This is a genomic window from Flavobacteriales bacterium, assembly GCA_025210805.1.
Classification (GTDB): domain Bacteria; phylum Bacteroidota; class Bacteroidia; order Flavobacteriales; family CAJXXR01; genus JAOAQX01.
Window position 1 is genome coordinate 157,994 of the sequence record JAOAQX010000005.1, and the last position, 25,278, is coordinate 183,271.

Below are 25,278 nucleotides of genomic sequence, written 5' to 3' on the forward strand. Positions count from 1 at the left end.
GTTTTTATATTTATTGATCATTATAATCAAATTTTTATATAACTCCAGAGTTGATCATTATAGTAGAACAATTATAGTTGTTAATTTACTCTGTATTATATATAAGTAAGGGAACGGCATCATGAAAGTGTAAATAGTAGAAAACAATACCGAAAACTCCATTCTTTATTTCAAAACGTGCAAAAGAGTAATAATGGGAATTTCTTAATCAAATCTCATTGTATCATTGCCTCATATTATTAACATCAAACCTCAAATTTGTTATGCTACTCAATCGCACTTTACTAGTTGTTTTTGTACTATTAGGAATGTCTAGTAATCTATTTTCTCAGGTGGGCATAGGGACAAATAGTCCACACGCTTCTTCTGTTTTAGAAGTATCTTCTTCTAACAAAGGTTTTTTACCACCCAGACTAACCGAAGCAGAAAGACAGGCTATTACTGATCCTGCAACTGGATTACTTATTTACAACAAAAATATCAATTGTTTAGAGGTCTTTACAGGATCCACAGGAAATAGTGATAGTGATTGGAAAAGTCTTTGCTCTTCTGGTGCAGGAACGCCAGGAACAGGAGGAGGAATTGTGACAGATTCACCAGATAGAGAAAATGGTAGTGTAAGTATTTCTACCCAGACTTGTTTTGATATTGCAGAATCTAATGATTTTGCAAATGGTTGTGGGTCCTTAAGTTCAAGAACAGCAAGCAAAGCAGATTTTGCCCAGCAAACCACTTACGAACAAACATTAACCATTTCAACAAATACAGCTGTGTCTAATTTAGTTTTGGCTGTTTATAACTCTAATGGAAATCCTATTACAGCTGTTTCTCAACCTGTTTTGACCAGTCTAGATGCAACAGGAGCAAACTCTTCTACAACGGCTACTATTACCTATAATCAAAACCTTAATACAGATGCCAATGGATTAAGCACTTCTGATGCTTATACAGCAACCATTTTTTTGACTTACGAAGAGAATGGAAAAACAAAGCGTTCTGAGTTAAACATTACAGTACAGGATTGTGAGTGTTCAAAAGATTTTGCTAGCGATCAAGCAAATTATACTTCTGTTTTTCTAAATAATAAAGGGGAAGTATTTACTGCTGGGAGAAATGTATCTACTTTAGCTGCAGGTAGAGATATTAGTACGAATGCTTATTTATCTGATTTTGAGAAAATTGACATAAGAGATGAGTTTAATAATAAAGTATTTATTAGCAATATAGCCACAGGAGCTAATCATTCTATAGCAGTATCCAATAAAGGGAAATTATATGGATTTGGAAGTAATGGAAGTTATAAACTCGGTCTAGGTGATTTAGCAAATTACCCTATAAAATTATGTGGAATTCCACTAAATGAAAGAGTTGTGGATATTTCTCTCGCACCCTATCACTCCTATGTTCTTACTCATAACAACAAAATATATAGAACTGGTGGAGTCGGTACATCATCTACAGGAGAAATGAGTAAAGGTGTAAATGTTGGAATCGGTATGTTTAAATATTTAGATTTAAGTGACACGGTCTATACTAATCAAAATGGAGGAGTTACTCCAATTCCAATTGATGTGGAAATAGCCGAAAGAAAGTCGTTTTTTATAGATTCTAATGGTAAACTTTGGACTACCGGAGAATATAGAAATGGTGCAACAGGTTTAGGATCAATATCAAGTTCTGGAGGTATTAATAATTTCAAAAAGATAATGACAGGTTTTCCAGTAAATTATCAAGTTGCTAAAATTGATGCTTCTCGTGCTTTGACCTTGGTAGTATTAACGGATGGAACAATTTATATATCTGGTGAGGTTGATAGAGGTATACAAAATCATAGTTCTTCTAATTCTTATGTATCTACTTTTGAACCCTTGATTATTGATGGTGATATGGTAGGGAATACTTCTGGAATAAAGCTAGTAAGAATTTTAGGTGGTGGAAATTCACATTCAGGAATAATGATTCTTACCAATGATAACAAACTATATGTAAGAGGATATTTTACAGGATATCAATCAGGATATGCAGCACAACAGTTAAATGATTTTAAAGAAGTTGATCTTTCTATATTAAGTGGACGAATTATAAAAACCATTAAAATAACAGCTAGAACAACTAGTCTTATTACAACAGATGGGAAAATATATACAGCTGGAAGAAATTTGTATTACAATCTACTTAATACAAATACAAATACCAATCTCTATAATTACACCTACAAAGAAGCTAATCTTCCCAATGCTTTGAACAACATATGGGTTAATTAACACGGTTTACTTTTTATATCAATGCCTATAATCCCTTAGCCTATTTTGAATAGGGTAGGGGATTTTTTTTGAGAAATAGTATTGTTTTTTTAAAACCTATAATACTGATTATGCTAAAAACACTAACCTTATACCGCTTACTCGTTCAATACTCACAAATTCACTTGATTCATAATTGATTTTTAACAAAATAGTGGTATTGCACCAATAAGCAAATCAACAACCATAGACAATACAATCTTCTTAAAAAGACTTACCTTTGCAATAATAAAATAGATTAGAAGACTCATTATGACAGGATTTGAAGAAAAATATATCAATCCTTTTACAGACTTTGGATTTAAGAAATTGTTTGGTGAAGAACCCAACAAGGATTTGTTGTTGGATTTTCTGAATGAACTTTTAAAAGAGAAAGAAGGAAATATAAAGTCCATAACGTATTTAAAAAATGAACATGTGGGACGTCTTGAATCTGATAGACGAGCTATTTTTGATATTTATTGTGAAAATGAAAAAGGGGAGAAATTTATTGTAGAGATTCAAAAGACAAAACAGAATTTCTTTAAGGATAGAACGGTCTATTATTCCACTTTTCCCATCCAAGAACAAGCCAAGAAATTGACTTGGGATTTTAGTCTAAAAGGAGTTTATACTATAGCCATTTTAGATTTTATCTTTGATGAGAATAAGAACAACCCAGATAAATATCGCTATGATGTAATGCTCACGGATATAGAAACCAAGGAGGTGTTTTATGATAAGCTGACTTTTATCTATCTTGAAATGCCCAAGTTCAATAAAACAATTGATGAATTAGAAACGCAATTTGAGAAATGGCTCTATGTTTTGAGGAATTTACCGAATCTACAAAAACGCCCTGATAAACTACAAGAAAAAGTTTTTGCTCATCTTTTTGAAGTGGCAGAGGTGGCGAAATTGTCAAAAAAGGAACTGATGTATTATGAAGATAGCATGAAAGTCTATCGAGATTTAGAAAATTCTTTGGAAACTAAATACATGGAAGGTAAATTGGAGGGTAAGGCCGAAGGAATTGAACAAGGAATCGAGCAGAAGAATATTGATATTGTTTTAAACTCATTTAAATTAGGTCTTGATATATCAATCATTCAAAAACTAACGGGTTTGACCGAAGAAGAAATAAAAAGAATTCTAGAAGAACAATAGTATATTCTATTTGATAGCAAGAGAAAAAAAGCAAATTTGTTGGCAATGGTTTTGATAATCATTGCCCTTTTTGGGTCTTATCACAAGCTATCTCAAACACACCGAAAATCGTTAAAGCTAATTTCTATACCGAATACTTGCTCAATGCGCACTTATAGCATTTCGTTCATTAGTATGTATTCAAAATGTATCGGAATTATATGGCGAGTAAATTAATACTATAAATGGTATAAAAACTCTTTTGGTTTAAGTCAAAAAAATACCAGAAGAAGAATAAATTAATTCCTCAACTGGTATTGGGTAGGTTTAATAAATCTATAAGAAGATGTAGTATCTTGTTTTTTACATTTTTAATTAAGATTTCTTATTGATTGATTTTGTACCAAATATTATTATAAAATGCGTAGGTATAGAACTGAAAGGCTACAGGAATAGAATTAGTAGTGGCTCCCCCCTCAAAGGTGATTCCAGCACCAGACGTTGTAATAGTCACGTTGTTTCCACCTGCAATTTTCTTTATTGTAACAGTCTGTCCGTTTTGTGGAGTTTCAAGTAGGGTAATGTTTAATGCAGCTGTTGCATCAGCTAGAACTATTTCATCACTTGCGGTCATAGTATAATCAGCTGTTTTGCTAGTAATAGCTTTTACATTCCCAGAAAATGCTTTGGAAACATTTCCATTTGCGTCAATGGCTAATGTATTTCCTGTTCCAGTTAGATTTCTAATTCTAATATTATCATTATTGGCATCGATATCTAAAGGTTTTGAAGGAGTTGGTATATTTATACCTGTATTACCATTTTCTAGAACAATGATTCTATTGTTTAGATTGATTTGATTGTTTCCTGCAATGTCAGGTAGAGTAAGATTTCTTCCAATAATAATATTGTTGTCTCCTGTAAGTGCTTGGTTTAAACCTTCTCCAATAAAAATATTATTATCCCCTTCGTTTTCTTGCCCAGCACTTTGACCAATAGCAATTACATCATTACCAGTATTATTTTGTGCAGCAAAATATCCTATAGAATTTAAGTATTCACCTTTGTTCTTTTCACCTGAATGTCCACCAATGGCTATTACATCTCTTGCTGTATTACTATCTGCTGCCAGTTCTCCGAAGGCATTAAGTCTATCACCCGTGTTTCCTCTAGCAGTTTGATAACCAATTGTTGAAGATTTTACCCCTTGATTACCTTGTCCTGCAAAATATCCCAAAGCAATCAACTGGTGGGCTGTGTTATTCAAAGCTGATGATGCTCCAATGGCAACAACATTATTCCCTCTATTGTTTTTTGCAGTACTATTACCGAGAGCTGAGACACCAGAACCAATGTTGTTTTGTAGAGCTTCGTATCCTAGTCCATTTACATTTGTACCTGTATTATTTTGTCCTGCTACTCGCCCAATTAGGTTTGCCATATCACCTGTATTTTCTTTACCTGCTTCCAAACCGATGGATGTTACAAAGGATCCTGTATTGTTCTGTCCTGCAAGATTTCCAATGAAATTGCTGTGATTACCTCCATTATTGTTTTCACCAGCTTTAGATCCAAAGGCATTTACATAGGAAGAATTTTTGTTATTGGAACCAGCTTCCATCCCAAAAGCATTAAGGTGAGAGCTTCTATTGCTATCGGCAGCATACCTACCAAAGGCATTTACATTCTCTCCTGTATTATCCATTGCAGAAAAAGATCCCATAGCATTTAGATAATTTCCTTCATTATTAGAAGCTACAGAATATCCTAAAACATTGATATAGTCACCACTATTATTGCCTGCCGAGTTATGACCAATTGTGGTTACGAATTCACCAATATTTGTGTCTCCAGCTTGTCCACCTATAGCATTTAGGTAGCGTCCAGTATTTCGGTTTGCTGTATAATTACCAATAGCAACCACATCATCCGCTCTATTTACTGATCCTACATTAGCTCCTAATAACACTGTTCGATTTCCCGTATTCGCTACACCTGCACTTATTCCCATGGCATGGACATATTCGCCTGTATTGTTTTGAAGAGCTCTATATCCTATTCCAACATTATACCCTGTATTCGCATATTCACCTGACTGATTTCCCATAAATATATTGTGGGTACCACTATTATTACTTCCTGCTAGCTGTCCTAATGCGATTAAATTTGAACCTCTATTAGAGTCAGCAGTACTGTTACCAATAGCAATCACTTCATTTTGATTATTCACTAAAGCAGAATTCGTTCCCAATGCAACTACATTATTTCCATTATTATTTCTAGCAGCAGAAACACCTATTGCAACTATTTTTTCACCAGTTTGGTGCATCCCAGCATATCTACCTAATAAATTTGCATCATCTCCGCTATTGTATTTTCCTGTCTGATACCCTATCGCTGTTAAATAATTAGCTGAATTATTAATTTTACCAGCTTGCCTACCAATAGCGATTATTCGATCACCAGTATTTGAATCAGCTGCCTCTATTCCAATTGCGTTAATATAGTCTCCAGTATTGTTTCCAGCGGCTTTGTTTCCAAATGCATTGATATAGTTTCCACTATTGTTTGCAGCTGAATAAGCACCCAAGGCATTTACATTATGTCCATTACTATTTTGAACTGCTTGATATCCAAATCCATTTATATGAGTTTGACTGTTGTTTTGACCAGCTTGATATCCTAAGAAATTAACATTATTTTGATCATTTTCTTTTCCAGCTTGATACCCAATATTGATTTGATTACTTCCATCCGAGTTGTTTCCAGCTTCAAAACCAATGTTTACTTTGTTGTTTCCTGAAGTACCAGGTGTGGTTGTATGTGTATAATAGTTAGGTTGATTTACAGAGCTTCCATCCACATAATTCAAAAATTTTGTTGAATTACCTGTAGTTATTGGAACCCATTTGCTTCCATCCCAGAAATAGAAGCCTTCTGCTACATCATTTATTGTTTGGGTATTATATATTAATAAACTTTTCATTGGAGATGCAACGGGTGCAGCTGTTGTTGTATTTGTTAAAGCAATTCTAGGAATTAAAATACCTTTATCATTGGCAGAAATATCTAATCTCGCAGATGAGTTTGGTGAAGTTGTTCCTATACCCACTTGAGAAAATGAGTGATACGAATAACTAATCAGTAGTATGGTCAGTAATGCAATTTTTTTCATGATAACATTTGATTTGTTTAAGCGCCAAAAATATTGCATCATGTCTTTGTTTATATATACATAAATTAGGAATGGCTGATTTAAGTATTCGAAAAGTCAAATTAAGATACAAACAAGTATAGAGTTATTAATCAAAAAGAGGTTACCTTTCATAAGAAAAAGATAACCTCTAAACAAAAAATAAAATAGTTTTACTCAGGAACCAATAATAGTATATCGCACAAAAACCGTTTTAGTATCCAAAGTGAGTAAAGTTCTTCAAAGGGTGCAACTATATTCCTCAACATTTATATTCGTTAAATGAAAATATATCTTTGAATTGTTGTAAAAGTAGTTTTTCAATTTAATATGTGGATATAAATTCTCCTTAAAGATTAAAATGAGTCTTAAACTGGTTTTTAAAAGCTATCAACTGAACTTTCTGCTCGTAATAGACCAATAAATGACCGATAAGAGTCAGTTTTTTTAATGTATCATAACGCTATATTTTCAGATGTGAAACAAAAAAGCCTCTAATATATCACGCATCATAGTTCAATACCCTATTTTTGTACCATGAATGCATCCTCAAAAAAATACGATTGCTTGATTATTGGGCAAGGAGTTGCTGGAACTTTGCTGGCTTTAGAACTCATAAAAAGAAATAAAAAGGTTTTGGTGATTGATCAACCAAGGCTTTCTGTTTCTAGTTCTGTGGCACCAGGTATGTATAATCCATTGGTCTTAAAAAGGTATACCTTAGCTTGGAAAGCTCCCGAGCTATTGGAAGGACTCGAAACGTATTATAGAGATATTGAAAAACGAATATCTGTTCGTTTTTTGGAAGAAAAAAGAATAGCAAGAAAGTTTCATAATACCAAGGAAGCAGAACTTTGGCTTGAAAAATCGGATCAGTTATCTTTAGAGCCATTTATGCAACCCAATATTGAAACCAACCAGAACAACCAAATTGATGCAGAATTCGGTCTTGGCTTTGTAAAGAAAACAGGAAGAGTGAATTTACCTAAATTGCTCAGTGCATCAAGATTTTTTTTAAAAGAAAACGAAGCATTGGAAGAACAACAGTTTCATTATGAAAATTTGTTGTGGGAAAATGATTCTTGGAACTATCAAAATATCTGTGCTCAACACATTATTTTCTCAGAAGGCTACTACCTTTCTAATAATCCTTATTTTAAGGAACTTCCATTAATGGGTACAAAAGGGGAGTTAATGACAATAAAAGCACCGAACTTACAATTGGATTTCACGATCAAGTCCGGAATATTTTTAATGCCTTTAGGCGAAGATTTATATAGAGTAGGTGCTACATTTAATTGGGAAGAAAAAGATTTTGTCCCAACAGAGAAAGGGCAAGAAGAACTGCAAACAAAGCTTCAAAAAATTATCAAATGTGATTTTGAGATTGTTTCTCAAGAGGCTGGAATTCGTCCTACGGTGAAAGACAGAAGACCTTTATTGGGTTCGCATCAAGAACAAAAAAATATGCATATTCTTAACGGGATGGGAACCAGAGGTGTGATGCTTGCTCCCAAAGCAGTAGAAATGCTGATCAATTTTATTTTAGAAGAAAAAGAACTAGACCCTGAGTGGGATATAAAACGATTTTACAAATGCTAGATATACACAAAGTTTCCGTCTATTTTTCGGGTAAATACCTATTTAAAGAAATCAGTTTTCGCTTAGTTGCTGGAGACAGAATAGGTTTAGTGGGTAAAAACGGAGCAGGAAAATCTACCTTGCTTAAACTCATTTGTGGAGACGAATCCTATGAATCGGGGACAATTTCCTATTCAAAAGAAACAGAAATAGCGCTACTTAGACAAGATCTCGATTTTGCAAATGATGGAAACCTTTGGCAAGAATGTGAAAAAGCATTTGAAAAAATCAATCAACTCGAAAAAAGTGTCGCCAAGTGGAGTGAGGAACTAAGCCATAGAGAAGATTATGAATCTGAAGACTATGCCAAGCTTATTTCAAAAATAAATGATGGAAATGATCGCTTAAATTTTTTGGGAATTCATCAAAAAGATGCTCAAATAGCCAAAATATTAGAAGGTTTAGGGTTTACCGAAAAAGACTGGACAAAACCCACAACCGAATTTAGTGGTGGATGGAGAATGCGTATTGAACTAGCAAAATTACTCCTTCAACAGCCCCACATCCTTCTACTGGATGAACCTACCAACCACCTTGATATCGATTCAATTGTTTGGTTAGAGAAATTTCTAAAGAACTATCCAGGAGCCGTTATATTGGTATCACACGATAAGACATTCTTAAACCAAGTATGTAATAGAACTGTGGAAATACAGCACGGAACATTGTATGCCTATAAAGGAAACTACGATAAGTATATTCAACAAAGAGAATTACTTCTAGAGCAACAACTTGCCGCTTTTGAAAATCAAGCAAAAGAAAAGAAACGATTGGAAGCTTTAGTAGAAAAATTTCGATACAAAAGTTCTAAAGCCGCTTTTGCCCAAACACTCATCAAGAAATTGGATAAAATGGAAGATATTTCCATAGATGAGCTGGACCAAAAAACCATGAGATTCAAATTTCCCGATGCACCACACTCTGGAAAAGTCGTGCTCAAAATGGAAGAAGTAGGGAAATCTTTTGGAACAAAGAAAATATTTTCTAAAGTAAATTTTGAGCTAGAAAGAGGACAAAAAGTTGCCTTTGTAGGTCAGAATGGTCAAGGAAAAACCACGCTGGTAAAATGCATCATGCAGGAGTGGGAAGACTACCGAGGAAAGCTCGATTTAGGTCATCAAGTAGAAATAGGATATTTTGCCCAAGACCAAGCCAAAAAACTTGATACCACAAAGACCGTTTTAGATACTGTGCTAGATGAAGCTAACGCAGAAACCCGCCCGAAGGTTCGAGGTTTGTTGGGTTCTTTTTTGTTTGAAGGAGAAGATGTAGAGAAAAAAGTATCGGTTCTTTCAGGAGGTGAACGAGGAAGATTGGCACTTTGTTTACTCTTGCTCAAACCACACAATTTGTTAATTCTCGATGAGCCCACAAATCACCTTGATATACAGTCCAAAGAAATTTTAAAACAAGCCGTAGAGGATTATCAAGGATCGGTAATTCTTATTTCCCATGATCGAGAATTTTTGGAAGGATTAACGGATAAAGTTCTAGAGTTTAGAGAAGGAAAGGTAAAAGAAATTTTGGGTGGAGTAAAAGAATATTTAGAACTTCGTTCTTTTGATGATTTTAGACAAGTAGAACAACAAATAAAAGAAGCAGAAGTTCAAGAAAATACTTCTTCTAAAGGACAGAATGACTGGAAACTGGAAAAAGAAAAAAAGAAAATTAAAAATAAAATCAATAAATTAGAAAAAGAAATCAACGAATTAGAGTCAAAAATTGAGCAAATGCAAAATGAAATGGCAGAAGATTCGTTTTATTCACAACCCATTGAAGATCAAACAAAATTTATTCAGGAGGTAAAAGACCGTGAGAAAATTTTGAATGATAAATTAGAAGAATGGGAAGAATTAAGTTTAGAAATTGATGATTAGAAAATTAACAATAGGACTACTACTATTGATAAACACCTCGCTTTTTGGACAGTGGAATACCAACAAGGCAAATCCTTTTTATCCAGATGCAAGCTCAAATACGGGCTATGTTTTTGGAGGATTTATGCGTGCAGCAAATATTCAGGATTATTTTAAATGGCAAGAGAATGATCATATTGGGTTGAATTTAGGTCATTTAAGATTGTATTATTTCCAAAAATTTGATCGATATAACAGCCTTTTTGTCAGCTCACAAAATAGATTTTTTTATGGAAAACAGGGAGAACAGTCAGCATTTATAAAAGATTTAAAAACCAATAATGATTTAATAAATCTGAACTGGGTATTACTAGAAGGAAATAAAACTTTACTGCATTCCGAAATTGATATTTGGCATTACCAATGGAAAAATGAATTGGTGAGAATCAAAATAGGAAAACAGCGTTTTTGGTGGTCTCAGTCCTATCTTTGGTCTGCCAATAACTATATGAATACCTATTCTATCCTTGGTTTCGATATCGATAATAGATCTGGAGTAGAGTCGGGTTCTGCAAAATTTCGTTTTGGTAAAAAAAGTCCGATGAGTTTAGAGGTTGCCGCCGCACCTAGAAGACAAGAAAAGAACTCCGTATATTCAGCAAGATTGCTTTGGGAAAAAGGTGTGAATGAATTCCAGTTAGTAGGAGGGAAGGTGCTCAATGATTACACCGTTGGTGTAGGATGGACAGGCGACATGGATCGGGGAGCCGAATTCTCTGGAGAAATCACCTATTTTCGAGATAGAGATAATGCTCGTGAAGTGATAATTGCTGATCTAGCATATCTAAAAAGAGTCAATAGACATTGGCTTTGGCTAGTGGAAGTTGCTTATCATTCGAATCCAAAACCACTTAAAAAATCTTTAAATATCTTTACAGAAGCAGGTACAAAGGATCTGATTGTTGATGAACTACAATTTGGAGCTTTGATTAAATTTTTTCCCAGTAGAAAGTTTGAATGGGGAGCCGCTTCAAGGTTCTATTGGGATGATAAGACATTGCATGGAAATATTTATGCACAGCTCAATATGACCAAAGACTTCTCTCTATATGCAGGTTATAATATTTTTGGAGTCTCCTTTGAGAACTCGAATCTAATTCCCAGAAAACAACTCGTTAGTTATCTAATTTATCATTTTTAACTCAGAATTACCATGATTGATACGCATACCCATTTATATAGCTCAAAATTTGATGAAGATCGAGCTGAAGCCATCAATAGAGCCAAAGAAAATGGTGTAAAACAAATTTACTTACCTTCAATAGATCAAGCTTATTTTGCGTCCATGGAGGCTATGGAAAAAGCAGACCCCGACTGGGTAAAGTTGATGATCGGTTTACATCCTTGTTCTGTAACAGCAGATAATGATACAGAAATGGAATTTGTAAAATCTCAATTGGCTTCAAGACCTTTTGCGGCTATTGGAGAAATAGGGATTGATTTATATTGGGATAAAACCCACCTAGAAGAACAAAAAGCTGTTTTTCGCCAACATTGTGATTGGGCATTAGCGTATCATCTTCCGATAATTATTCATGTTCGTGATGCTTTTGAGGAAGTGTTTGAGGTATTAGAAGAATATAGAAAAACGCCACTCACAGGAATATTTCATTGTTTTACAGGAGGAAAAGAAGAACTGGATCAAGTTCTTAGTTTAGGGTTTAAAGTGGGTTTAGGTGGAGTTCTTACTTTTAAAAATGGAGGCTTAGATAAAACTTTGGCACTTTATGAATCCAAAGAAATACTGTCTCATATTGTCTTAGAAACAGATGCGCCCTATCTTGCTCCACACCCACACAGAGGAAAGAGAAACGAAACATCATATATATCTTTGGTAGCTAGTAAATTATCTGAGGTTTTGAATGTGCCTTTAGAAGAAATTCAAGAAAAAACTACTCAAAATGCTTTGGATCTTTTTGTAGCGTACTAAAAATTATGTTTACAAAAAAAACGAGAACCAAGCTTTATTTATTCTAATCTCAAACTCGTATATTTAGGTCTTTAAACTTATTTTTTTTATTAAGAACTCATGCAGGAAAAGCAAAAAGTATTATTGATATATACTGGAGGAACCATTGGGATGAGAAAAAATCCTGAAACAGGAAGTCTGATGCCCGTGAATTTTGAGGGTATGCAAAACTCAATTCCAGAACTCGGTCAGTTAGAAATATCTTATGATGTAATCTCCACAAAAGAAAGTAAGGACTCATCGGATATGACAGCTGATGATTGGGTAGAAATGGCAACAGTTATCCATGAACACTATTCAAGCTATTGTGGCTTTGTGATTCTACATGGGTCAGATACATTGGCATTTACGGCTTCGGCATTGAGTTTTATGTTCGAAAATTTAGACAAACCAATAATCCTAACGGGTTCACAATTGCCTATGGGAGTTCCTAGAACAGATGCCAGGGAGAACTTAATTACTTCTTTAGAAATAGCTTCTTCTTATGAAAACGGTTTGGCTATGATTCCCGAAGTAGCGGTATATTTTGAATACAAATTATATAGAGGAAATAGAGTCTCTAAGCTAGACGCAGAACGCTTTGATGCCTTTGGTTCTTATAATTATCCACCATTGGCAGAAGCAGGAGTTAATATGATGTGGAAAAGAGACTTGATACATCATCCTTTAACTTTTCAAACAATAAAACTCAATACGGCATTAGAAAAAAATATCATTAGCATAAAACTATTTCCAGGAATAGACGCCCAATTTTATCAGAATTTAATTCTTGATGAAAAAATTAAGGGAATCGTTATAGAAACCTTTGGGGCAGGAAATATTGGGAATAAACCAGAATGGACGGCTTTGCTTAAAAAAGCGATAAATCAAGGTAAAGTTATTGTTAATATTAGCCAATGCTTAGGAGGTTCTGTGGAGCAAGGAAAATATGAAGCCAGTAGAGAATTACAAAAAATAGGTGTTATTTCAGGTGGCGAAATGTCTTATGAAGCAACCATTTGTAAGCTCATGCACGTACTGGCACAACCCATTTCTCATGAAAGAAAAAAGGAAATAATTCTAAAAAATATTCGAGGAGAACGCTAAGGGATTTTTTAACATCCATTCACATTTTCCGAAAATTTTGTATTTTGCCATAGATTTTAGGCAAGTTCAAAAAATTTGCCCTAGGAAATAATTGCTTTATTAAAAAAGGCAATGATTTTCTAAAATCTACGTTTTAGAAATAAAAAGAGAACAAGTAAAACAAAAACTAATCGAAAAAAGAAGATGAAAAAACTATCATTTCTTGCTGTAGCTATGCTAACTTCAGTGCCTACATTTGCTGCTGAAGATCAGAACTTCCACCAAATCTTAAAGGAGAAGTTTATTGAGGGAGGTCCTATGTTTATGGGAATTGTACTATTGGTACTTATTCTTGGTTTGGCAATTGTCATCGAAAGAATTATTTACCTTAACATGGCTACCACAAACACAAACAAATTAATCAAAAATGTAGAAGAAGCGCTAGCATCAGGTGGTGTAGAAGCTGCAAAAGACGTTTGTAAAAACACAAGAGGACCCGTTGCTTCTATTTTCTGGCAAGGGCTTGATAGAGCTAGCGAAGGACTTGATGCTGCAGAAAAAGCAGTAATCGCTTATGGAGCTGTTCAAATGGGACGTTTGGAAAAAAACATCTCTTGGATTTCATTATTTATCGCTCTAGCTCCAATGCTTGGATTTATGGGAACGGTAATCGGTATGATCGAAGCATTTGATGCCATCCAAGAAGCAGGAGATATTCAACCTTCATTGGTAGCAGGAGGTATTAAGGTAGCCCTATTAACAACTGTATTCGGTTTGATCGCTGCAATTATCCTTCAAATTTTCTATAACTACATCCTTTCTAAAGTAGATTCTTTAGTAAATAATATGGAGGATGCTTCAGTTTCTTTGATTGACTTACTAGCTAAGCATAACAAATAATTCTTAACCAAGACTATGAATAAGAATTTAAGTAAAATATTGATGGTAGTGGTTGCCATTTTGATGCTTGTGGGGGTATATTACTACTTCCAGATTGTATCAAATGGAGACGATGCCTTCGATGGAAACACAGACTTACAGGATTCAGTGATCGGTCCTGCACTAAGTTATACACTATGGGTGATTTATATTGCCGCTGGAATATCATTGGTTTTCTCCGTAGTAAACATGTTGAAACAACCTAAAAACTTGATCCCAATTGGTGGAGCAATTTTAGGATTATTAGTAATTTATTTCATCGCTTCAGGACAAGCTAGTGATGTGGTAGAAACAAAATGGTTGGAGTTTGATGTAGATGCTGCCGTTTCTAAAAACGTTGGTACAGGATTATTCTCTTTCTATTGGATTGCCGCCGTAGCTATTGTTGGAGCCATTGTAGGTGAAATTTACAGTGCAATAAAATAATAGAGTTATGGCCAGAAAAAAAAGAGAACTACCTGAAATAAATGCAGGTTCCATGGCGGATATCGCCTTCCTTTTGCTAATCTTCTTTCTGGTAACAACTACTATGGATGTGGATACAGGAATCTTTAGAAAACTTCCTCCGAAGATGACAGATATTGTTGATCCACCACCAGTAAAAGATAGAAATATCTTTGTAGTATTGATCAACCAAAATAATGACTTACTTGTAGAGGATAATCCTATGGATATCAACAATCTGACAGCAGAAACTATCAGATTCCTTACCAGTAAAGCAGAGAATATGGCAGAAGATCCTAAAAAAGCAGTTGTTTCTTTAAGAAATCACCGCTTTACGGACTACCAAACCTACCTTGCAGTTCAAGATAAACTTACAGCGGCTTATACCAAAGTAAGAAACGATGCTGCCCAAGGTAAATTTGGAAAGAACTATGAAGATCTTGCCAAAGATCAACAAAAGGAAATCAGAAAAGCTTATCCGATGAATATCTCGGAGGCAGAACCAATTAAAGAATAAAGACTATGAGTAAGTTTAAGAAAAAAGGCTCAGGAAAAATGGCTCCGATATCTACGGCATCTTTGCCAGATATCGTATTCATGCTTTTATTCTTCTTTATGGTTTCTACCGTAATGCGTGAAAATACCCTTTTGGTTCAGAATTCATTACCGGGAGCTTCAGAAGTTTCCAAAATCAAAAGAAAATCATTAGTAGATTATATCTATGTGGGTCCACCATCTGCAAAGCTTCAAGCACAGTATGGAAAAACTCCAAAGATTCAACTAAACGATGCTTTTGCCGATGTTGCTGAAATCAAAAGTTGGGTACACACCAATAGAGATACTCGTAGAGAAGAAGAAATTCCAGCACTTACTGCTGTAATAAAAGCAGATGAGAAAACAACAATGGGAATTATTACCGATATTAAAGAAGAATTACGTGAGGTACAACAATACCGTATCATGTATGCTTCAAAAAGATTGGCAGTAAAGAAATAATTACTCATTTCATTTTTTAAAAAGCCTCTTATCAAAACTTGATAAGAGGCTTTTTTACGTGATAAATATCATGTTTTTGATAGGTTGTTGTGTTTTTTGTTATGATTTTCAATGGAATCGAGTAAATTCGTTTGTTTTTAAATATTATATCATTTGTAGTTAAATTTACACACTAGCATAAGTCCTCCCGAAATATAGGGAGGGAAGAAGAGTTCTACAACGAAATACTTCGAAAAAGAAAAAACTTACGTGTTAATAAACAAGTTGTTCTAGGCATCGCATCTTAAGGATTACACTTAGATAAAGAATCGTCTGTCATTACGAAATAGTAGTTAAAAATAGGTAACTACTGTATTTGGGGAAAATGACATGTCTTTTTAGGTTACCTTAACTGTCTAACAACTTGTTTTTTTCATGATACGAGCCATCGTATAAATGATAAGCATATTATATTTGCTTAAAAAACACAAAAGGCATGGATCCTCGAGTAAGCTATAAAGATCAAATATTCTCCTTCCAAAGATATCCAGAAACTACCAATAAGTCTTTAAGAGCTTATTCTACTGCCGATATTCTTATGGCAGAATATGTTAAGGATTTCAAGGAAGCTCGGTACGCTATTTTTAATGACAGGATGGGGGTGTTGGGTACTTTAATGAATCAAAGAGATTCTATGAACTATTTACACTATTCCAGCCAAGAAAAAGCATTGGATTTTCAATATAAAAAACATCAGACAAAAGAAACTTATTCCAGAGCCTATCTCTCACCTGATATAGCCATCCAAGAATCAGATTTTTATTTGGTGAAAATGCCCAAATCTGTGGACTTTTTGGATTTTATGCTTGATAAAATAGCTCAATCTGCTCCTCAGGAATCACAAGTTGTTTTAGGGTTTATGACCAAATATTTCACCAAGTCTTGGCTCGAAATTGCCCAAAAATATTTTGACGGAGTGGAACAAACAAAAGCTTGGAAAAAAGCCCGATTAATGATATTGTCTAAGCCTAAGAAAAATCTTCCAGCTAAAGAATTTACTCATAATATCGAGTGGCAGGGTACTGTTTTAAAACAATATTACGGAGTGTTTTCGGCAAAGAATATCGATCTTGGCACAAGATTTTTGTTGGAAAATTTTACATTAAAGCCAAATGAAGAATTGGTTTTAGATTTGGCTTGTGGTAATGGAATTATCGGACATCATTTATTACAACAAAACCCAAAAATAGAATTGCATGCTAGCGATGATTTTCTCTTAGCAATAGAATCAGCCAAAATGAATATAAGCTCTAAAAATGCCCATTTTTATTGTGAAAATGATTTAAATCAAATCAATCTACCTTCCTTAGATTTAATTATCACAAATCCTCCATTTCATTTTGAAAATGAAAATAATATCGAGGTTTCAATTCAATTATTTAGACAAGCAAAGCGCAAATTGAAAGCAGAAGGAAGACTTGTAATTGTGGCAAATAGACACCTGAACTATACCACACATTTAAAGCATATTTTCACTTCGGTTTCTCAGTTGCTTTGGAATGAAAAATTTGAAATTTTGGAAGCGAAGTATTAAAGTGAGATATCTAGAGTAATTCATATTAAAAAATTAGACCTTTTATGGTGACAATTTACTCTTCGGTATTATTTACAGTTTAGTATTATTTCCTCAAAAATGAGGAATAAACCATTTGTTGATAATTAGGAAATTAGCATTACTAATTATTAATACATTCTGGTTATGAAGAGATTATTTACTTTATGTTTTTTTGCATTCTTTGCAATACAATCTTACGCTCAATGTTTAAGTTCTGTAAGCCATTCAAATGTAGGTTCAACCTATACTTTTGAAATGCAATTTTCTGGAAATATTGATAGCTCACTATTTGCTAATTCTACATTTAGCTGGACACTTGATGGTGTGGCAATTACTCAAAATCCTTACTTAACGTATAGCACAACACTATCACCTGGAACATATACCATTTGTGCAAGTTTTGTGAACGCAAATTGTAATAATACACAATGTGTAACCATTACTGTTCCTACAACAAATCCTGGAGGTGGATCGGGTTCTGGTGGATCGTTAGATTCTACCATCCAAATTGGAAATGTTACTATAGGTGCTTGGGTTTTAGGTCAGCTAGATAGTATAGCATTAGATTCTACAATTCTGAGTCAATTAACAAACTGGCAGTTTGCTAGTTGGAATGATTCTCTATTAGATCTCATTTTTGGCGGTACAAATATAGTCTTTGACTCAAATGATTTGGTTCCCGGTGATTCAAGTATCCTTGTGGATCTTTCAGGTACATTAGATTCTAATATAATCGCTGTTTTAAACAGTAATGGATTTGGGGTAATTTCCTTGACAGATTTTCAAAATCTATGGAATACTTACTTAAATACTCTGGCTCCTGGAGCATTTCCATCAGTACAAGATTTTATAAATTCTTTTAATTCTCAAGTTTCACTAAGAGTATCAAATCAGCTATCGATAGAGGAAGTGAATGTCCTTAATAATGCATTTTTTGACACAAAATCAAATACGTTGTACCTTGGAACCGATGCTTTAAAAAGTGTATCTGTGTATAGTTTTGATGGAAGGTTAATAGATGCCCAACGAATAAATGGGAATCAAGTAGGTCTAAATATTGACCATGGAGTGTTTGTTTTACGTTTTGATAATAATCAAAGTATGAAAATTATCAAATAATACCATTTATGTTGTTAATTTACTCACTGGTTTAATGCCGATACATCGCTAAAAAATAGCTATGAATGCAGTGAAATAAGTGAGTGATGTAATCAAGTAATCGGTATAATACTTGATATAATTTATTCATCAATAAACACAGTTGGAGGCTATTCAATATTTGAATAGCCTTTTTGTTTTCGAAACAATTTTTGACTCTATTGCATTCCAAAGAAATTGTATCAATTCTGTCAGTTCGAGTGATTTCTTTGGAGAGCAACGGAAGAAAATTTGTATCGAGAACTTTTTTGATTATCGTATGCCATTCTCGATACAATTTTTGATTCCATTGTATTCCATCAAAAACCACTCGAATTGACAAGGCTTACTATGTCAGTTCGAGTGAATTTTCTGTAGGGCAACGGAAGAAAATTTGTATCAATTCTGTCAGTTCGAGTGAATTTTCTGTAGGGCAACGGAAGGAAATTTATATCGAGAACTTTTTTGATTATCGTATGCCATTCTCGATACAATTTTTGATTCCATTGCATTTCATCAAAAACCACTCGAATTGACAAGGCTTACAATTTGTATCGAGAACTTTTTTGATTATCGTATGCTATTCTCGATACAATTTTTGATTCCATTGTATTCTATCAAAAACCACTCGAATTGACAAGGCTTACAATATGTATCGAGAACATCGAGAACATCAAGCACAAAAAAAGTCACCCAAAATGAGTGACTTTAATAGAGTATTTAAAAGTGAATTATTACTTTTTAGCAATCCAATCATGAGCGTTTTCAAAGGCTCTAATCCAAGGTGAAACCTCGTCAGTTGCATTTGGATAATGTGCCCAGTTCCATGGGAAGATCGAACGTTCTAAATGTGGCATCATTGCCAATATTCTACCATCTTTGGAGGCTACTGCCATCGCATTTTCTTCAGAACCATTTGGGTTTGCAGGATAAGTAGAATAAGTATAATTGGAAACTATATTTATTTCCTCTTTATTATCAAACACAAATTTACCTTCACCGTGTGCTACCCAAATTCCCATAGAAGTTCCTTCAAGGGAAGAAAGCATCACTGAGTTATTTTCAGGAATATCTACGGATACAAATCCCGATTCAAATTTGTGTGAATCATTATGGTGCATTTTTGGATGATTTTCCATTTCTGGATACACCAAATCGAGTTCCATAAATAACTGACAACCATTACAAACTCCTAAACTAAGTGTGTCTTCTCTTTTTACGAAGTTTTCTAAAGCTTTTTTAGCATTTTCGTTGTATTTAAACACACCAGCCCATCCTTTTGCAGAACCTAAAACATCGGAATTTGAGAATCCTCCAACAGCCGCAATAAAATGGACATCCGATAAATCTTCTCTACCCGACATCAAGTCTGTGGTATGGATATCCTTTACCTCAAACCCTGCTAAATGCATAGCATGAGCCATTTCTCTTTCTGAGTTCGATCCTTTTTCTCGGATAATCGCCGCTTTGATTTTCTTTTTACCTGCTAGTTCTGGAAGTTTTCCATCAAAACCAGTTGGGAGATTGAATTTCAATTCATGATTTTTATAGTTCTCAAAACGTTCTTTGGCTTTTTCTTCACCACTTTGTTTTCTATCTAATAGATAAGAAGTTTTGAACCAAATATCACGGTATTTGTTTACATCAAAATTATAGAGATTCCCTTGAAAATTTACATTGATTTTTGCTTCTTCATTGGAGTTTCCTAAGTTGATAAAATCAATTCCCGCTTGTTTTGCTTTTTCTTCAAAGGTATAAAGATCTTCTATTTGTAATAAAATTCCTGCATTTTCTGCAAAGAGAATTTTCATTAAATCTTCTTCTTTTATGGTAGAAAGATCAATATTCAATCCTCTTCCATTTTGTGGGAAACACATTTCTAGTAATGCAGTGATCATTCCACCTGCAGAAATATCGTGTCCTGCCAAGATAATTTGGTCATCTACCAAGTCTTGGATAAAGTTGAAGGCGTTTTTAAAATAGCTTGCATCTTGAATCGTTGGCGTTCCTTTCCCAATAGTATTTAGAGTTTGGGCAAAAGAAGAACCCCCAAGTTTAAAAGTATCTTTTGAGAAATCGATATAGATCAAATGATCGTTTTGACTCGGTTTAAGGTTTGGAGTAACCACTTTTTTGATATCTGTACAGTTCCCAATTCCTGAAATGATTACCGTACCTGGAGAATAGACTTTTTCGTCGGCATATTTTTGTGTCATTGAAAGAGAATCTTTTCCTGTTGGAATATTTATTCCCAACTGACAAGCAAAATCCGACACACCTTCTACAGCATTGTATAATCGGGCATTTTCCCCTTCGTTTTTGGCAGGCCACATCCAGTTTGCAGAAAGCGAAACACCTTTTAAACCATCTTTTATGGGAGCCCAAACGATATTGGTTAAAGCTTCGGCAATGGAATTTCGAGATCCTGCTACAGGATCAATCAAAGCACTAATAGGTGCATGACCGATAGAAGTGGCAATTCCAGCTTTTCCTTCATAATCTTGTGTCATAACCCCTACATTACTCAATGGAATATGCAGTTCACCTACATTCTGTTGTTGAGCAACACGTCCGCTTACACAACGATCTACTTTGTTGGTAAGCCAATCTTTACACGCTACGGCTTCTAGTTGTAAAACATTAGAAATGTGCGCTTCAAGGTTTTCTAATTGATAATCTAATTCTTTAAAGTTCGCTTTTTCTTCTTGATCTTCAAGAATGGTTTTTGGAGAATTTCCAAAGAAATCTTCTAAACCTAATTCAATAGGTGCCTCTCCATTTTCTGAAGAAACTACAGAGAATCGGTGATCATCTGTAATTTCACCAACCACATAGAAAGGAGCTCGCTCTCTTTCCGATATTTTTCTCATTTGCTCAACATCTTCGGCTTTTAGGATCAGTCCCATTCTTTCTTGAGATTCGTTTCCGATAATCTCTTTTGCCGATAGTGTTTTATCTCCCACAGGGAGTTTTGCTAAGTCAATTTTTCCACCAGTTTCTTCCACTAATTCCGAAAGACAGTTCAAATGTCCTCCAGCACCATGATCGTGAATAGAAACAATAGGGTTTTCAGCACATTCAGACATGGTACGAATGGCATTGGCTACCCTTTTTTGCATTTCTGGGTTGGATCTTTGGATGGCGTTGAGTTCTATTTGCCCTGCAAATTCTCCTGTATCTACAGAGGAAACAGCAGATCCACCCATTCCGATACGGTAGTTATCACCACCCATCACTACTATTTTGTCTCCTTTTTCGGGAGTTTCTTTTAAGGCATCTTTCTTTTTAGCGATTCCTATTCCACCTGCAAGCATGATTACTTTATCAAAACCGAATTTCTTTCCTTCTTCGTGTTCAAAGGTTAGTACAGAACCGGCGATAAGTGGCTGTCCGAATTTGTTTCCAAAATCTGAAGCTCCGTTAGAAGCTTTTACTAAAATATCCAAAGGTGTTTGGTAAAGCCAAGGTCTGGCATCCATTCCACCCGAAAGATCACGACCATTTTCTAGTCTTGGATAAGAAGTCATATATACGGCTGTACCTGCCAAAGGAATACTTCCTTTTCCACCTGCCATACGGTCTCTGATTTCTCCTCCAGAACCTGTGGCAGCACCATTAAAGGGTTCAACAGTAGTAGGGAAATTATGCGTTTCGGCTTTTAGAGAAAGTACCGAATCATAGTCTGTTTTTTGATAAAAATCTGCTTTGTCACCTGTTTTTGGGGCAAATTGTGTTACTTCCATTCCTTCAACGAAGGCCACATTGTCTTTATAAGCAGAAACCAAATTATCGGGTGTTTCTTTGGAGGTTTTTCTAATCATAGAAAAAAGCGTGCTTTCTTGCTCTTTTCCATCAATAATAAAAGTACCATTGAAAATCTTATGACGACAGTGTTCTGAGTTGATTTGCGAATATCCAAAAACTTCAGAATCTGTCAGTTTTCGTCCTATTTTTTGAGAAACGCTTTCCAAATAAGTTATTTCTTCCTCAGAAAGAGCCAATCCTTCTTGTTCATTATAAGCTGCTAAATCTTCGATTTCTAAGATTTTTTCTACAGCAATATCAATATCAAATAATTCTTGATTGAGTTCAGAAAATTTGACTTGCAACATGGGATCAAAATCCATACCTTCCGTAAAAGGAAGATAAATTTCCATTCTTTCGATTCCCGAAATACCCATATTTTGAGTGATTTCCACAGCATTGGTGCTCCATGGCGAAATCATCTCTTTTCTAGGTCCCAAATAGCTTCCCGTGAGCGATTTTTGGTTCAAAAACTCAGCATTTCCTAAGAGCCAAACGAGTTTTTCAATCGTTTCCTTCGTAAGGGATTGGGCACTTTGAAGTGCATAAATTTCTTGAGATTTTCCTTTAAAAAATGACAGCATAGGTTCTAAAATTTTATAGCCAGGTTCTTAAACGACAAATTTAATCTAATTTGTGCAGACCATGGCATAGGTCTTTACTGAATTATCATGGCGTTTCTTGGAATAATATTTAAATAAGGATATGGGCAGAGAATCTTTTTCTTTTTTTAAGAGGATATTTCTCATTCTATTTTATTATTTTAGCTCTTGAATACCATTTATATAAAGAACCATCTTAGATTCTCAAAATTGATTAAACTTTTGGATATTTAATTTGGTTATTTCAAGAATATCAAAGACATAAATAAAATCTATGAAGAATATATTTAAGCTAATACTCATTCTTTTTGTGGGAATGTTAGATACATACGCTCAGAATGGCTATCCAGCAAAAAAATCGGTTACATTTGGGATAGATGTAGCAGTAGGAGCAGCAGGTGTTAGAGGTGTAGCAAGTTTAAAACCTAAAGTCGGAATCTTATCAGGTATTACGATAAAAGGTGCTTTAAAACAGAAAGTGTATCTAAAGTCAGGACTCAATTTGGCTTTTCAAGGATTTGGTGACAATGTTAATGGTGTCAATGCCAATATTAATTTTGGGTATTTCCAAGTTCCTGTTATGATTCAGTATTATTTAACACGGTCTGTTTATCTTGAGTTGGGTCCACAAGTAGGGTATCTTCTTTTTGCAGAAATAGGAGCAAAGGACTACGATAGTCAAGATATCTCAGAGTTATTTGATAAATTGGATATCTCTGGAAACGCAGGTGTTGGAATAAAACTGGATCATGAATATAATTTATTTGTGCGTTATTCTTATGGTTTTTCAAAGGTGAATAAATATGGAAATGGCCATTTGCAAAATTATTTTATCATGCTGGGGTTGACTCTTGATTTTTAGTTTTACCGTTTCTTGTATTAGTTTACTCATGGACATCAAGCAAAACAAAGTGAGTAAGCTAATTTCGTTTGCAATTGGATAACACAACGCAAACACCCCGAAAAAGAAACTATAAAAAGAAAAGTAATTCGATTATGAAACAGTATGCAATATCCCCCTTCTCCCTTTCGAAGTGGGATTAAATTGCAGCGCTTGTCCTTATTTTTTCGTGAGTAGCCTTAATACAAAACTATTCCCACTCCTTCCCAGTACGATAAACAGTCCCTTTAAAAAGTGCAACGGTTTCTTCTTTTTCATTTTGGATGATAATTTCGTAGATACCAATGCGTTTTGTGAGGTTTTTTTGGAGGGCTTTTGCCGTAATTTTTTCTTGTGGCTTAATAGGTTTAGTATGAGAGATGGAGGTTTCAATAGAAACAGATTGGATCCCATGACCATTAGCAGCAAAAGCCAAGCAACTATCGGCAAGGGCATAAGAAATTCCGCCATGTATGATTCCAAAACCGTTGGTCATTTCTTGACGGGTGGTCATACTAAGTTTTGCAAAACCAGGTTTTATCTCTTCCACTTGGATGCCCAGCCATTGGCTAAAAGCATCGTTTTCCATCATTTTATTTACAATTTCTGTTGCTGTCATGTCATCGATTTCAGCTAAGGTAGGAAAAACTTTAGGTTTGTGTGTTTTCTGAAGAGAAATGGTTTATTTACTCAAAGCAAAAATATTGATGGTCCCCATTTTAGGAATTTGCTTTTCTATTTGTTGAATGTTTTCGAATTTCTTTTTGAGATTGCTAGAATGAAATTCATATCCAAAGTTTTGAAGAAAAGTTAATAGCTCTTCTACGGAAGTATGATGCTCTTCTAGAATATATGGACAGAGTTCCAAAAATATTTTTGGTTTCCAATTTTCTAGAGTTTTTTGAGCGCCCCAAAGAACTTGTTTTTCATAACCATCCACATCAATTTTGATAAAGTTTAATTGTTTTAGTTGTTCTTTTTCCACAAATTGATCGATACTCATGGAGATAGCTTTTGAAGTGGGAGTTATCACTCCTTGATGTTTTTCGTGTCTTTCAATTTTGTTTTCCATATTCCATGAGGCATACACTTCTTTTGGTGTCTCCATAGAAAAATCTTGAATGAAAGCTTGAATTGGAACTATTTTCGATTTTAAATGTGGATTATTATCGATATTTTTTTGCAGTTTTTTAAAAATATGTTCACTAGGTTCAAAAGCGTATATTTTACCTTGTCCGTTAAGGTTTTTAGAAAGAGGTAAGGCATAAGAACCCATATTGGCACCAATATCCAAAATGACATCTGTAGGCTTGATGTTTTTTTTAGATTGATTGATACTTTCTTTATCAAAAGAACCCATAAAATAGATCATAAAATCAATTACCTCGTTGAGGTCTAGTGTCCACTTAATTCCTTGTCGTTTGCAGCTAAGGTGGTAAGGTGTTTTAGAGAAAAAACGCCCAATTTTTACAATAAAAAATTGGGTGAACGCCACAATTCGAAAATTGGTTTTTGTAGAAAACTTAATCATAAATGCACTTTATACCGTTTCAGGTGTTAGTTACCGATGCGCTTTCTATCAATAACCTATTGAAATTCGATAAACAATGTGAGGCTAATGTGATAAGCAATCGATATGATGCACTAATAGTCTGAAGAAAAAGTAAAAC

At 34.4% G+C, this 25,278-nt stretch carries 18 protein-coding genes; 14 read left to right on the forward strand and 4 right to left on the reverse strand.

Features of this window, described 5'->3' with window-relative positions:
* The first annotated feature begins 263 nt into the window (after nucleotides 1–263).
* The gene (locus N4A45_02515) at nucleotides 264–2,264 is read left to right on the forward strand and encodes a hypothetical protein (GenBank protein ID MCT4664091.1); all 2,001 of its coding nucleotides are present in this window, start codon (nucleotides 264–266) and stop codon (nucleotides 2,262–2,264) included.
* Nucleotides 2,265–2,555: 291 nt separating this feature from the next.
* On the forward strand, nucleotides 2,556–3,449 hold the full coding sequence (locus N4A45_02520) for an Rpn family recombination-promoting nuclease/putative transposase (protein ID MCT4664092.1): 894 nt from the start codon (nucleotides 2,556–2,558) through the stop codon (nucleotides 3,447–3,449).
* A 364-nt stretch (nucleotides 3,450–3,813) separates the two neighbouring features.
* On the opposite strand, the gene N4A45_02525 is transcribed toward N4A45_02520, so the two are convergent.
* Nucleotides 3,814–6,603, reverse strand: a complete 2,790-nt coding sequence (locus tag N4A45_02525; GenBank protein MCT4664093.1) for a hypothetical protein — start codon at nucleotides 6,601–6,603, stop codon at nucleotides 3,814–3,816.
* Between the two features lie 555 nt (nucleotides 6,604–7,158).
* Between N4A45_02525 and N4A45_02530 the strand changes: the two genes are divergently transcribed.
* The 11 genes from N4A45_02530 to N4A45_02580 all read left to right on the forward strand — a co-directional run bounded on the left by N4A45_02530 (nucleotide 7,159) and on the right by N4A45_02580 (nucleotide 18,304).
* A complete protein-coding gene (locus N4A45_02530) occupies nucleotides 7,159–8,223 on the forward strand; it encodes an FAD-binding oxidoreductase (protein ID MCT4664094.1) in 1,065 nt (354 codons plus the stop codon).
* The gene (locus tag N4A45_02535; GenBank protein MCT4664095.1) at nucleotides 8,217–10,139 is read left to right on the forward strand and encodes an ATP-binding cassette domain-containing protein; all 1,923 of its coding nucleotides are present in this window, start codon (nucleotides 8,217–8,219) and stop codon (nucleotides 10,137–10,139) included. Before N4A45_02530 ends, N4A45_02535 begins: the two co-directional genes overlap by 7 nt.
* On the forward strand, nucleotides 10,132–11,319 hold the full coding sequence (locus tag N4A45_02540; protein MCT4664096.1) for a hypothetical protein: 1,188 nt from the start codon (nucleotides 10,132–10,134) through the stop codon (nucleotides 11,317–11,319). Before N4A45_02535 ends, N4A45_02540 begins: the two co-directional genes overlap by 8 nt.
* A 12-nt stretch (nucleotides 11,320–11,331) precedes the next feature.
* Nucleotides 11,332–12,108 (forward strand): TatD family hydrolase, encoded by a 777-nt coding sequence (locus N4A45_02545; protein ID MCT4664097.1) that lies wholly within the window; start codon nucleotides 11,332–11,334, stop codon nucleotides 12,106–12,108.
* A gap of 99 nt (nucleotides 12,109–12,207) precedes the next feature.
* Entirely contained in the window at nucleotides 12,208–13,233 is a 1,026-nt protein-coding gene (locus N4A45_02550) for an asparaginase (GenBank protein ID MCT4664098.1), read from the forward strand.
* A 183-nt stretch (nucleotides 13,234–13,416) separates the two neighbouring features.
* Nucleotides 13,417–14,112: a MotA/TolQ/ExbB proton channel family protein gene (locus tag N4A45_02555; GenBank protein ID MCT4664099.1), complete on the forward strand. Its 696-nt coding sequence runs from the start codon at nucleotides 13,417–13,419 to the stop codon at nucleotides 14,110–14,112.
* Nucleotides 14,113–14,127: 15 nt separating this feature from the next.
* Nucleotides 14,128–14,577, forward strand: coding sequence for a hypothetical protein (locus N4A45_02560; protein ID MCT4664100.1), 450 nt, complete (start codon nucleotides 14,128–14,130; stop codon nucleotides 14,575–14,577).
* Nucleotides 14,578–14,584: 7 nt separating this feature from the next.
* The gene (locus N4A45_02565) at nucleotides 14,585–15,112 is read left to right on the forward strand and encodes a biopolymer transporter ExbD (GenBank protein MCT4664101.1); all 528 of its coding nucleotides are present in this window, start codon (nucleotides 14,585–14,587) and stop codon (nucleotides 15,110–15,112) included.
* A 5-nt stretch (nucleotides 15,113–15,117) separates the two neighbouring features.
* Nucleotides 15,118–15,591, forward strand: a complete 474-nt coding sequence (locus N4A45_02570; GenBank protein ID MCT4664102.1) for a biopolymer transporter ExbD — start codon at nucleotides 15,118–15,120, stop codon at nucleotides 15,589–15,591.
* 475 nt (nucleotides 15,592–16,066) lie between these two features.
* Nucleotides 16,067–17,164 (forward strand): methyltransferase, encoded by a 1,098-nt coding sequence (locus N4A45_02575; GenBank protein MCT4664103.1) that lies wholly within the window; start codon nucleotides 16,067–16,069, stop codon nucleotides 17,162–17,164.
* Between the two features lie 165 nt (nucleotides 17,165–17,329).
* Nucleotides 17,330–18,304, forward strand: coding sequence for a hypothetical protein (locus N4A45_02580; GenBank protein ID MCT4664104.1), 975 nt, complete (start codon nucleotides 17,330–17,332; stop codon nucleotides 18,302–18,304).
* 752 nt (nucleotides 18,305–19,056) lie between these two features.
* On the opposite strand, the gene purL is transcribed toward N4A45_02580, so the two are convergent.
* Nucleotides 19,057–22,710 (reverse strand): phosphoribosylformylglycinamidine synthase, encoded by a 3,654-nt coding sequence (purL, locus tag N4A45_02585; protein ID MCT4664105.1) that lies wholly within the window; start codon nucleotides 22,708–22,710, stop codon nucleotides 19,057–19,059.
* 292 nt (nucleotides 22,711–23,002) lie between these two features.
* Here purL and N4A45_02590 point away from each other — a divergent pair, with 292 nt between their 5' ends.
* Nucleotides 23,003–23,590, forward strand: coding sequence for a PorT family protein (locus N4A45_02590; GenBank protein ID MCT4664106.1), 588 nt, complete (start codon nucleotides 23,003–23,005; stop codon nucleotides 23,588–23,590).
* A gap of 229 nt (nucleotides 23,591–23,819) precedes the next feature.
* Here N4A45_02590 and N4A45_02595 read toward each other — a convergent pair whose 3' ends face one another.
* A complete protein-coding gene (locus N4A45_02595) occupies nucleotides 23,820–24,227 on the reverse strand; it encodes a hotdog fold thioesterase (GenBank protein MCT4664107.1) in 408 nt (135 codons plus the stop codon).
* 63 nt (nucleotides 24,228–24,290) lie between these two features.
* Entirely contained in the window at nucleotides 24,291–25,139 is an 849-nt protein-coding gene (locus N4A45_02600) for an FkbM family methyltransferase (GenBank protein MCT4664108.1), read from the reverse strand.
* Nucleotides 25,140–25,278: the final 139 nt, after the last annotated feature.